The organism is Roseibium sp., from assembly GCF_048260565.1.
Taxonomy (GTDB): domain Bacteria; phylum Pseudomonadota; class Alphaproteobacteria; order Rhizobiales; family Stappiaceae; genus Roseibium.
Genome location: NZ_JBLXGP010000002.1, coordinates 273039 through 283771, shown reverse-complemented (window position 1 = coordinate 283771; position 10733 = coordinate 273039). Strand labels below are relative to the sequence as shown.

The following is a 10733-nucleotide window of genomic DNA, read 5'->3' as shown; positions in this document are numbered from 1 at the left end:
GACCGGTCCCCCTATCCGACCATGACCGACAGGCGGCGGTTCAACATCTCCGCCGTCTGTTCGAGCAGATTAAGTCCGATGTCATCCACATGACGTGCCCGCCACGGTTCAAGCCCGGTCCCGGCAACCCACTGGTTGAAGGCGCCAAGGGCTGGGCCGCAATGAACCTGGAAATCCACCTTGTGTTCGATATTTCCGTTGAGCGCCCAGTCGGAGGTATCCCGGAAATAGCGCCGGAAGACCAGCGCCATGCGGTGCTTGGGCATTTTCTCCGCGCGCTCGATTTCGGACGCCGGATAGGTGCGGGCCACATCGGCGAAGACCTCGTCGAAACTGCGCCCGAAATAGCGTTCCTCGATCTGCTTGCGCAGCTTCGGGTCGATCGCCTCCAGTCTCTCGTGCTGGCGGTAAAGCGCCACCAGCCGTTCGGCGCGGGAGGGGAAGAACACGCCCTTCTTCAGGACCTGCACCTTCGAGCCCAGTTCGAACATCTCACCCGAAGGGGCGTAGGCCGTGTCATAGACATTGATGCCTTCCAGCATGTCCTTGACCGCGTCGCTGGTTCCGGCTTCCACCGTGCACTGGTTGATCGAGCCGGTGACGATGAAGTCGGCCCCGAGCACCAGAACGGCGGCGGCGGCTTCCGGCGTGCCGATGCCGCCGGCGGCACCGACGAACAGCTTGCCGAATTCCGGGAAACGCCGTTCAGCTTCGTCCCGCAGCTTCAGGATCGGCGGGATCAGGGCGAAGGGCATGCCCTGGTCGGTGTGGCCGCCGGAATCGGATTCCACGCAGATCGCATCGGCCATCGGAACGTTGCGCAGCAACTCCGCCTCGTCTTCGGTGATCGCACGGGCCTGCAACAGTTTGGCGATGACCGGCTCGGGCGCGGCACTCAGAAACTGGGAGGCAACGTCGGGCCGGGAGACCTTGGCGATGACCTTGTTGGCCGCCCGAACCTTGCCCCCGTCCCGCTTCAGCCCTTTCGCCCGGTAGCGCACCAGAGCCTGGGTGACTTCCATGAAGGCGGAGGCCTCGACGGCGGTCACGCCTTCCTCCAGCAGCACGTCGGTCAGGTCGTCCTCGAGTTGGGGACGGTTGAGATGGGCAATGAAATTGACCCCGAAGGCAGCACCATCCGGGATTTGCGAGCGGATCTCGCGGATCGCCTCCCGCGTCTCGGAAACCGGCAGGCCGGCGGCGCCGAAAAAGCCGAGCAATCCGGCGCGTGCCATGCGGATGACGATGTCGGTGGAGGCAATGCCTCGGTACATGGCGCCGCTGACATAGGGGTAGCGCAGGCCGAACAGGTCGCAGAAGGCCCGGGATCCGAGGTTTTCCATGGAAAACCGTCCGAAGCTGGAGGTAGCGCCATTGGCCCTGGCGACCGGCTTCTCTTCGGCGGGGCCTTTCGTTGGCTCCGGCACCTGATCCTGCAGGACTTCTTTCTGCAAGGCTTCGCGACGGGCGGTTTCTTCCGCCTCCAGAACCGCGACGTCGAGCGGGCCTGCTTCCAGTTCGGTGCGCTTGAACATGGGCCGCACGACCGGCGGCCCGCCGGGTCCGATTTCCACGGTGTCGGCGAAAGAAGCGCCCTTGGCCATCAAATAGCGCAGGCTTTCCGACCAGCGTACCGGCGCTGTGATCTGCTCCACCATGCGCCGGCGGATCTCGGCGTCCACATGCGGGCGGGCAGTGACGTTGGAAATCACCGGAACCTGCTGCGGCGCGAATTCGGTATCCGCCACGAATTCCTCAAAACGCACACGGGCGTCTTCCATGAAAGGCGTGTGGAACGCACCGCTGACGGGCAGCACCTTGTAATGGCTCGCGCCTGCTTCCAGGAAAAGGCTTTCGGCGGCAACCACCGCCTCCTTGCGGCCGGAGACGACGATCTGCTTGGGCGTGTTGAAATTGGCCGGAAAAACGTCGGCAATGTTCTTGGCTCGCAGCAGGTCCTCGATGGCGGCAGCCTCCAGGCCGAGAACGGCGGCCATGCCGCCGCCGCGGGCTTCCGCCATCAGGGCGCCGCGCTTTTTGACGAGCTTGAGCCCGCCACCGAAATCGAGAACACCGGCGGCGAAGAGCGCAACATATTCCGAAACGCTGTGCCCGAGCAGGTAGGCGGGGCGGTCATCGCTGTCTTCCATGTGAGCGAGATACTGGAGAGCGTTGACCACGAAGAGCGCGGGCTGGGTATATTCCGTCTGGCTCAGCTTTTCCATCGGACCGACCCGGCACAGCTCAGCGATGCTGTAGCCAAGGATGTCATCCGCCTGGTTTGTCAGATCCTTGAACCGGGCGAACAGGTCCTGGCCCATGCCAAGCTGCTGCGCGCCCTGTCCCGGGAAGATAAAGGTCTTCATTACGGCTCCAGCTCGACCTTATCTTTGATCCACTCGATCCTGCCCAGATCCAGCTTGACCACTCGATCCGCGACATTCCAGTATTTTTCGTCGTGGCTCGTCGCAATCACCAATTTCCCCTGTGCTTTCAGTTCCGGGATGAATGAAGTGTAAAAATAATCGCGAAAATTCACGTCCTGCTCGGCCGACCATTCGTCAAAGACATAGACCGGCCGGTCCTCGACAACCGCAGCAATGAGCGCAAGGCGCTTGCGCTGACCTGTCGACAGGTGAAGCTGGTTGAAGCGGCCGTCCTCGAAGGTCACCTTGTCGGCCAGTCCCCATTCGGCGATCAGGCGGTTGACCCGTCCCGGATCGATATCCTCAACCCCGTAGAGCCGGTCGAACAGGTGAAAGTCGACGAAAACGGACGAGAACAGCTCCCGGTAGCCGGCGACCGCCTTGCCTGAAACGGCGGCCTCGTCGACGCCGATCCAGCCGGTCTGAAGCGGATAGAGGCCGGTCATCATTTTCAGCGCGGTCGATTTCCCGCTGCCGTTGCCACCGACGAGAAAGACGACCTCGCCGCGGGTGAGCGTCAAGTCCAGCGGCCCGACCGAATAGGCGTCCGGGTCCTTGGTGTTGTAGCTGAACCGGATCCCGTTGAAGGAAATCGTCGAGAAATCCAGGAACGGCCGGGACAGGCGGCGCGCTTCTTCCGGTGTGGTGCTGGTCGCGGCGGACAGTTCCCGGTCGACCGTCAGGATCGACTGCAGGCCGACCTCCGCGCGCATGAACATGGGCGACTGCGCCACCGTCTTCGACAGGGTGCCCATGCAGAACAGCAGGACGGGGATCACCTGGAAGATGACGGTCTTGTGGCCCGAGACATATTCGGGAAAGACGAAGACGACGACGCCGAGCATCAGGAACGTCGCAAGGCTGCCGAGCAGGATCAGCGAGACCCAGTGCTCCACCGATCGCACCAGAAGCCGTTCAAGGACATGCGATCGCTTGCGGTAGGCGGCGGCGACGGCTTCGCTGCGCTTCGTGTTGAGCCGAAGCTCCTTGCTGCCGTGAATGATGTCGCCGATCGCATCCAGCATCTGGGCCTGCATGCGCTCGATCAGCCGCAGGATGTCGCGATACCTTTTATCGATCGCCTTGTAGCCGAGAACGCCTGCGAAGACCGTCGCCAGGAACACGATGAAACCGACAGGCGACAGGTAGAGCAGGTAGAGCAAAGCCATGGCCAGCAGGATCGTCTGCTGAAAGGCGTCGATGATCAGCGGAAAGGTGACCGACAGGTGGTTGGTTTCCTTGGCCACCAGATTGAAGAGCCGGCCCCGCCCGAGCTTGTCGGCAATCAGGAGTTCCGTCTTGCGCAGTTTGTCGGCGATCTCCAGGCGCTTGCGGTTGAGCAGGTCCTCGATGATCGCCTGGGACCGGATCAGGGCGAACTGGTTGGCGAGATAGTAGAGCGCGAACGCGCCAAAGAAGACGACCCAGGCGATGGTGCCTGGATGTCCGGCCTTGGCGACCTCCTCCGCGACCTTGGTGATGACGACGATCAGCGACGCGTTGGCAAGGCCCGCCACCAGCGTCAGCGCAAGCATGATGCGAAGCTGGCGGGCGTCCGCGCCCTTGATGAAGTCGACCAGAGCCATGGTTACGCCTCCCCGGACGGGAGGATCATGCCGAGATCCAGCGTCACGCGGCGGTCGCAGCAATCCCAGTAGTGATCGTCATGGGTCACGGCGAGCACGGTCTTGCCGCGGGCTTTGAAGTCCGGAAGAATTTCCCGGTAGAAGACGTCGCGGAAGTGGCTGTCCTGGTCGGCGGCCCATTCGTCGAAGAGATAAATTTCCCGATCCTCGAGCATGGCGACGATCATGGCGAGCCGCTTGCGCTGTCCGGTCGACAGGTCGCTGGTGGTAAAACGCCCGTTTTCGAACCCGACCTTGTCGCTCAGTTCCATACGCGCAATCAGCCGTTCCACGTCTTCCGGCTCGGCATCGACGATGCCGTAAAGCCGGTCGAAAAGGTAGAAGTCGGTGAAGATGCTGGAAAAGATCTCCCGGTACTCCTGCCGGTTTTCGTTGCCGATCTCGACACCGTCGCACAGGATACGCCCTTCGTCCGGCGTGTAGAGACCGCACAGCAGCTTGAGCGCGGTCGACTTGCCGCTGCCGTTGCCCCCGGTCATGAACACGATTTCCCCCCTTTGCAGGGACAGGTTCAGCGGCCCGGCCGAAAAGGTATTATTGCCTTCGCCATCCACATAGCGGAAGACGGTTCCGGAGAGCTCGATGGAGGAAAACGAGCGGAACGGCGACCGTTCCCGCGGCGACGGACCGATCGGCGGCGGCGCGTGTTCGTCCAGGCGTTTTTCCAGCGCATAGACATGTCCCAGACCGGACTCCGCGCGCCCGACAAGGCGCACCACCGAGGTAATGGCCGCCATGGGACCGAGCGAGAAGACGGAAGCCGCCGTGATCTTGTAGATCGTGTCCGTATAGCCTTCGAAGAAGAGCGGCAGCACGAACACCACGACGCCGATCAGCATGTAGAAGAAGGCATTGCTGAACTGCAGAAGCGCAACCCATCGCCCACCCAATCCGACGACAACTTCTCTCAAACGGTCCGAAACATCGGCAAAATGGCTGAAAAGGGCTTCGTTCTTGTCCGCGTTCAGGCGGATTTCCTGAAAGCCGAGGGTGAAATGCGACAGGGTGTCGAGCATTTCCGCCTCGCGGTAGTGCACCTGGGAGATCGATGCGGTCAGCGCCTTCTGCCGGGCCAGGAAGAAATAGAGCCCGAGCGCAAAGAAACCGCCGACCACGATGAAGGAGATCAGCGACAGGGTCGCGATGTACAAAAGCAGGAACAACAGCAGGAACGCGCTTTGGGCTGCGCCGATCATGAGCGGCAGGCTTTGCGACAGGTGATCCGTCTCCTGCGCAACCGTCACGTAGATATCGCCATGGCCCATTCGCTCCAGGGTCCTGAGGTCGGCCTTCCTGATCTTGTTGACGATGCGCCGGCGCGTTGCCTCCAGGCGCGACTGCACGAACCGGTTGGCCTGATGCAGGGAAGATCGGTTGGATAGAAGGAAGAAGGTCAGCGTCAGAAGATAGAGGACAATCAGCTGCAGTCCGACCTTCTGGCCGATCAGCGTCTGTTCCGCCGCCTGGTTGATCAGACCGACGAGACCGGCGTTTCCGAGCCCCGACAAGCTTGTGAGGGTAAAGATAAAACGGCGGCTTGCTGGCGGCCCACCCTTGAGCAGGCGGAGGATATTCATGCAAAACCTACCATTTTGGCGTGTTCCCCCCGACTGGCGCCTACACGGGCATCCCGCCTGTCACTACTACACAGTCCCGATAAAGCCGCATTGCCCGCCTTGCTGGGACCATCCGCAAGACAGACCGGGCACCGTCGTGTTTTCAGGCTGGCCCGCCGCCATTTGAGACGGCCAATGCTATTCACCTCACAGGGTCCACGCAAGTTACATCGGGCCTGCATCCATAGGATTACGGGCAAAAACATCACTTTAAAAATCCGGGTGTTACCGCATCGCGGTGGCCTCCCGCGTGTCCTGCTCACGAAATGCTTACCTTAGGTTATTTTTTCCTGTGCTTTTTTCTGTTGTCAGGGGAAAATTCCGTTCCTTGAGACTGTTGCTCCGCGTTTCAATTGGCTACCGTAAATTCAAGGCTGGGCAAGTCGCGGCACTCCGTACTCGACCGGCTCCTTACCGGGCAAGGCCCTTCGTCAGACGCAGTCGGAGATCATGAGCAAGATACGCGCCTTCATCGAAGAACAATTTCTGATTGAATTCGACGACACCTTCCCCGAAAGCTCCGACCTCTTCAAGGAAGGCGTGATGGACTCCTTCGGCTACATCCAGCTCGTCCGCTTTCTGGAAGAGGAATTCGGCATCAAGTTCACCGAACAGGAAATGACCAGCGGCGTCATGGTCAGCCTGACGCAGATCGAAAAGGCCGTGGCGCAGAAAGTATCCGAGCTTAAAGTATCCGAACGTTCGGCCGATTGACCCTGAACAGGCGGTTTCTATATGTGCGGCATTGCCGGTATCAGTCATCCAGCCCTTTCCGCCGACCCCCTGACCGGCATGATTACCGGCATGCTGGCCTATATCGGCCACCGAGGCCCCGACGGCGCCGGTTATGTGGTCGATGACGGCTTAGCCATGGGAACGGTTCGGCTGGCGATCATGGATCCGGCGTCCGGCGCGCAGCCCTTTTGCGATCCGAGCGGGCGCTACTGGCTCTGCTACAACGGCGAGATTTACAATTACCTGGAATTGAGCGCGGAACTCGAGGCCCTTGGCTGCCGGTTCCATACCCATTGCGACACGGAAGTCGTCCTGAACGCCTGGATCACCTGGGGCCCGGACTGCCTTACCCGGTTCAACGGCGGCTTCGCTTTTGCGCTTTATGACAGCACCACCGATGAGGTGTTTCTCGCTCGCGACCGGTTCGGCAAGAGGCCGATGTTTTTTGCCCGGCACGGTGACGCCCTGCTGTTCGCGTCGGAAATGAAGGCCTTCCTGGCCGTACCCGGCTTCACCTTCGAGCAGGACCCCGACCAGATCTCCTCCATCCTGGGCCAATGGACGCCCCTGCCCGACCAGTCCGGCTTCAAGGGCATCGAGAGCCTGCCTATGGGCCGGTGGCTTTCCTGGCGCAACGGTTCGGTGAACGTGCACGCTTACGCCGATCTCCGGTTCGACGAAGGCCCGGATGTGGCGCGCGAGGCCGATGCGCTCGACCTGATCCGGGAGCGGCTGACCCGTAGCGTGGAACTGCGCCTGCGCAGCGATGTCGAGGTCGGCGTTTACTTAAGCGGCGGGGTCGATTCCGCCATCGTCGCAGCCCTTGCCGAGGATATTTCGCGCAAGCCGCTGTCGACCTTTTCCGTGGAATTCGAGGACGAGGAGTTCGATGAATCCGGCGACCAGAAGCTGGTGTCGGAGCATCTCGGCACCCGCCACCATGCACAGCGGATCACCCACACCGACATTGCCAATGCCACGCCCGACGCGGTCTATCATGCGGAAGTGCCCGCCTTCCGAAGCGCCTTCGTGCCGATGTACCTCCTGTCGAAACGCACCAAGGACGAGGGCATCAAGGTCATCCTCAGCGGCGAAGGCGCCGACGAGGCATTTCTCGGCTACGACCTCTTCAAGGAAACCCTGCTGCGCGACGCCTGGGACCGGCTGCCGGAAGACGTCCGCCGCACACGGCTGGAACAGCTCTATCCACATCTGGCCCATTACGGGCCGGAGGATATCGCCGCCGTCACCGGGCTCTACCATCAGTTCTCGAGCGAAAAGATGCCCGGCCTGTTTTCCCATGAACTCAGGTTCCAGAACGGCCTGTTCTCCGCCCGCCTGATGAAAGAGGCCGGCACGCCGTTCAAGGCCATCTCGGATCTCGTTGCCGGATCTCCCGAATACGCCGGGCTGTCGCCGACGGAAAAGGCCCAGTGGCTGGAATACAAGACCCTGTTGCCCGGCTATCTTCTGTCGACCCAGGGCGAACGCATGAGCCTGGCGCATGGCGTCGAAAACCGCTGCCCGTTCCTCGACCCGGACCTGTTCGCACTTGCCACCTCGGTCAATCTGAAATTCGACGACGGCTTTACCGAGAAGCGCCTGCTGCGCGAGGCCTTCCGCGGCCGGCTGCCGGACCGGATCATCGACAAGCGCAAGTTCCCCTACCGCGCGCCGGATGCGGCCGCCTTCGCCGCCCTGCGCCCCGACTATCTAGACTTAGTGCTGAGCGAGGAAGAGCTTGGAAAGGTTCCGTTCCTCAATCCGAAATTCGCGCAGCGCCTGGCGAACAAGGTCCTGACCAAACCGGCAAGCGAGATCAGCACCAAGGAAAATCAGACCTTCCTCTACCTGCTGTCGATCTGCCTCTTGCACCGGGCCTTCGTCCGGCGCGAAGCCTTGCGCACCCCTGTCCTGCCGCCGCTGGAAAAGGCCGTCAATCTGACGCTGGAACGGGAAAAGCCTATTCCTCCCAGGGAAGCTTCAGCTCGGTGACATAGCGGCGGATGCCCGCAAGGACTTGCCTGTCGGAAAAGACCGCGCGATTGGCGGCAAGGGCCGCCGCCTTGTCCGTGTCCGGATTGCCGCTGCAGGTGGCCATATAGGTCTTGTAACGCGCGATGGCCGGACGGGTCAGGTGTTTCAGGCGCGCCAGATGCTGGTGCAGGGCTGCTTCCGGATCATCCGCAAGAACATCGACTAAACCAGTTTCATATGCGTCGGCGGCGCTCACCGGCTTCGTCATCAGGGTCATGTAATGGGCCTTCTGCCGGCCGATCCGCCGGATCAGAAACGGCAGCACGCAGGCCGGAAACAGGCCGAAAAGCAGTTCCGACAGGCCGAAACTCGCGCCTTTGCCGGCGATGACGATGTCGGAGGCAGCGACAAAACCGACCCCACCGGCATTGGCCCTGCCCTTTACCAACGCGATCGTCACGAACGGTCCCTCGGCCAGCGTCCGCCAGACATCGTAGAGCGGTTCCGGATCGCCGGCAGAGCCGTTCTCGGTAACCGCATCGAAATCGCCGCCGGCGCAAAACACGTCTTCCCCGCCTTCGATGACCACCACCGTCACCGGCTTGCCGTCCGGACCATCGTCGCTGGCGCATTGCGCGAGGACTGCAGTGAAGTCCTCGATCATCCGCGCGTTGATCGCATTGCCGACCTTCGGGCGGTCGAAGGCGATCCGGCAAATGCCGTCGCCGGTCGTCACCTTGAGCGTTTCAAAACTCATTGCCGCCTCCGCCCGGTTCCCGGTGCACCGATCACAAGGGCCGTATCCACTCCGCCGAATCCGAAGGAAAACTTCAAGGCGTGACGGATATCGTGGGTCTCCGGCTCCCCGCGAACCCAGCCGAAACCCGGATCCAGCGGCGTTTCCAGATTGCGGGTCGGATGCAAGCGGCCTGCCTCGATCTGCATCAAAACAGCGGCGACCTCGATCGCACCGGCGGCGCTCAACCCGTGGCCCAGAATGGATTTGGTGGCGTTTATCCGGGCATGTTCCAGGCCGAGTGTCCGATAGGTTTCGAGTTCGGTATCGTCCCCGGTTGGCGTGCTCGTCGCGTGGCCGTTGACAGTGTCGATATCAGAGACGGCCAGTCCGGCCTCGGCCAGGGCCAGGTTTGCTGCGCGAACCTGACCCTCGGAGCTGGGTTCCGGACCGCGGGAGCCGTCCGCGACATGGCTTGCGCCCCGGATCTCGCCGTAGACCTTGCCGCTAGCCATCTTGTCCGTCCGGCACAGGACCAGCGCGGCGCAGGCTTCGCCGAAGATAAAGCCGTCATGATCGGCATCCATCGGCCGGCAGGCCTCCACCGGGTTATCTGCAAACCGGGTCGAGCCCATGGCGCCCATGGTACGCATCGCCTGAAGATCGTGAGCGGAGAGGTCCTGCAGCGCGCCGAGGGCGATACAGACATCCACCCGGCCGGAGCGGATTGCCTCCATGGCCTGAATGATCGCCACCGACCCACTCGCCGAGGCGGCCCCGACGCTATAGGAAAAGCCGCGGATCGGATAAGTCGCCGTGCACAGGCCGCAGATATCCGTATCGAGGAACATGTGCCCGTGGCGCGGCGGCACGTAAGCGAGCCGCCCAGTGTAATCCCGAAGGGCGATTACCCGTTCCCGCGTCATCAGGTTGCTGCCGCCGACGACCAGACCGATACGCTCCGGATCGACCGCCTCCAACCCGGCCTCGTTCCAGGCTTCGTCCAGAACGGAGATGGCGGCACGGCTGCTCAAGGTGGCGGTTCGCGCCAGGCGCGGCGGCAATATGGAAGGCGGGTCCGGCATTTCCACGCCGATGAACGGGGTCTCCCCCTCGGGCGGCTCGCGGCCTTCGCGTTTCAGATAAGAAAAGACATTCGGGGCTGCGAACAAGCCCTTCCGGAACGCCTCCTTGCCGTGCCCCAGCCCGCAGGCAATGCCTATTCCGATGACCGCGATCGTCACGGGATCATCCGCTGCTCTTGGCCAGGAGCAGGTCCGCGAGCTCGCCAATGTTGCGGGGCCCGTGAAGCTGGACCATCGGGATCTTCAGCCCCAACTGTTCCATGGCCGCGAGAATGATTTCGCTGCGCTCGATGGAATCGACACCGAGATCTGCCATGGAATCGTCCCGTCCGATGGGTTGTTCCGCCAGTTCGGGCACGGTCTCGCGGATCTCCGCAATGATGATCCCGACGATTTGATCGCTGTCCAACTTCAATCCCCCTGACCGGGCCAATTTGCAAAAATCATTCGGCCCCACAGACTGCTGACAAAGCCTCATTCTCTCCATCGTCACCCCGGCCAAGCGAAAGCGC

8 protein-coding genes are annotated in these 10733 nt (G+C 61.9%); 2 read left to right on the top strand and 6 right to left on the bottom strand.

Annotation, left to right across the window (positions count from 1 at the left end; genetic code table 11):
- Positions 1–11: 11 nt before the first annotated feature.
- Genes fabD through ACN0SO_RS05960 form a run of 3 tightly spaced genes read right to left on the bottom strand, consistent with a single transcriptional unit; the run spans position 12 to position 5649 of the window.
- Positions 12–2366, bottom strand: a complete 2355-nt coding sequence (gene fabD / locus ACN0SO_RS05970; RefSeq protein WP_417675557.1) for an ACP S-malonyltransferase — start codon at positions 2364–2366, stop codon at positions 12–14.
- Entirely contained in the window at positions 2366–4012 is a 1647-nt protein-coding gene (locus tag ACN0SO_RS05965; protein WP_417675555.1) for a cyclic peptide export ABC transporter, read from the bottom strand. The genes fabD and ACN0SO_RS05965 overlap by 1 nt, the downstream gene beginning before the upstream one ends.
- Before the next feature lie 2 nt (positions 4013–4014).
- The gene (locus tag ACN0SO_RS05960) at positions 4015–5649 is read right to left on the bottom strand and encodes a cyclic peptide export ABC transporter (RefSeq protein ID WP_417675553.1); all 1635 of its coding nucleotides are present in this window, start codon (positions 5647–5649) and stop codon (positions 4015–4017) included.
- A 489-nt stretch (positions 5650–6138) separates the two neighbouring features.
- On the opposite strand from ACN0SO_RS05960, the gene ACN0SO_RS05955 reads away from it, so the two are divergent.
- Together ACN0SO_RS05955 and asnB are read left to right on the top strand one after the other, a co-directional pair.
- Entirely contained in the window at positions 6139–6402 is a 264-nt protein-coding gene (locus tag ACN0SO_RS05955) for a hypothetical protein (RefSeq protein ID WP_417675551.1), read from the top strand.
- A 21-nt stretch (positions 6403–6423) separates the two neighbouring features.
- On the top strand, positions 6424–8418 hold the full coding sequence (gene asnB / locus ACN0SO_RS05950) for an asparagine synthase (glutamine-hydrolyzing) (protein ID WP_417675549.1): 1995 nt from the start codon (positions 6424–6426) through the stop codon (positions 8416–8418).
- On the opposite strand, the gene ACN0SO_RS05945 is transcribed toward asnB, so the two are convergent.
- Genes ACN0SO_RS05945 through ACN0SO_RS05935 form a run of 3 tightly spaced genes read right to left on the bottom strand, consistent with a single transcriptional unit; the run spans position 8387 to position 10630 of the window.
- On the bottom strand, positions 8387–9157 hold the full coding sequence (locus tag ACN0SO_RS05945) for an enoyl-CoA hydratase/isomerase (protein WP_417675547.1): 771 nt from the start codon (positions 9155–9157) through the stop codon (positions 8387–8389). The two genes, asnB and ACN0SO_RS05945, sit on opposite strands and share 32 nt — an antisense overlap.
- On the bottom strand, positions 9154–10380 hold the full coding sequence (locus ACN0SO_RS05940) for a beta-ketoacyl synthase N-terminal-like domain-containing protein (protein ID WP_417675545.1): 1227 nt from the start codon (positions 10378–10380) through the stop codon (positions 9154–9156). Before ACN0SO_RS05940 ends, ACN0SO_RS05945 begins: the two co-directional genes overlap by 4 nt.
- 4 nt (positions 10381–10384) lie before the next feature.
- Positions 10385–10630 (bottom strand): acyl carrier protein, encoded by a 246-nt coding sequence (locus ACN0SO_RS05935; protein ID WP_417675543.1) that lies wholly within the window; start codon positions 10628–10630, stop codon positions 10385–10387.
- Between the last annotated feature and the right edge of the window lie 103 nt (positions 10631–10733).

Excerpts from the sequence above, each read along its gene's own strand:
- fabD (WP_417675557.1), bottom strand. The coding sequence starts at position 2,366 with ATGAAGACCTTTATCTTCCCGGGACAGGGCGCGCAGCAGCTTGGCATG.
- ACN0SO_RS05965 (WP_417675555.1), bottom strand. The coding sequence starts at position 4,012 with ATGGCTCTGGTCGACTTCATCAAGGGCGCGGACGCCCGCCAGCTTCGC.
- ACN0SO_RS05960 (WP_417675553.1), bottom strand. The coding sequence starts at position 5,649 with ATGAATATCCTCCGCCTGCTCAAGGGTGGGCCGCCAGCAAGCCGCCGT.
- ACN0SO_RS05955 (WP_417675551.1), top strand. The coding sequence starts at position 6,139 with ATGAGCAAGATACGCGCCTTCATCGAAGAACAATTTCTGATTGAATTC.
- asnB (WP_417675549.1), top strand. The coding sequence starts at position 6,424 with ATGTGCGGCATTGCCGGTATCAGTCATCCAGCCCTTTCCGCCGACCCC.
- ACN0SO_RS05945 (WP_417675547.1), bottom strand. The coding sequence starts at position 9,157 with ATGAGTTTTGAAACGCTCAAGGTGACGACCGGCGACGGCATTTGCCGG.